At 74.5% G+C, this 337-nt stretch carries 1 protein-coding gene; it reads left to right on the forward strand.

The window, feature by feature from the left end:
* Positions 1-337, forward strand: a 337-nt coding sequence (locus tag SM753_RS20330) for a ribose-phosphate pyrophosphokinase-like domain-containing protein (protein ID WP_323192900.1), incomplete at both ends; no start/stop codon positions are given.

Here is a 337-nt window from a genome sequence, read left to right on the forward strand (position 1 = left end):
CGTGGTCGCCTCGACGGCCACGAGCGACGCGTTCGTCGAACTGCTCCAGCTCCAGGACGCCGCCCGCGAGGCCGGCGCGAGCGAGGTCGTCACCGTGCTGCCGTACATGGGCTACGCGCGCCAGGACGAGGCGTTCACCGCCGGCGACCCGGTGTCGGCGCGTGCCGTCGCTCGCGCGCTCTCCGCGAACACCGACCGCGTCCTCACCGTGAACCCTCACGAGACGGCCGTCTGCGAGTTCTTCGAGCCGACCGCGACGGCCGTGGACGCCGCGGGCGTGCTCGCGGACCCGCTCCCTGGGGACCTCGGCGAGCCGCTGTTCCTCGCGCCCGACGAG

The organism is Halostella sp. PRR32 (genome assembly GCF_034808085.1).
Lineage (GTDB): Archaea > Halobacteriota > Halobacteria > Halobacteriales > Natronoarchaeaceae > Halostella > Halostella pelagica.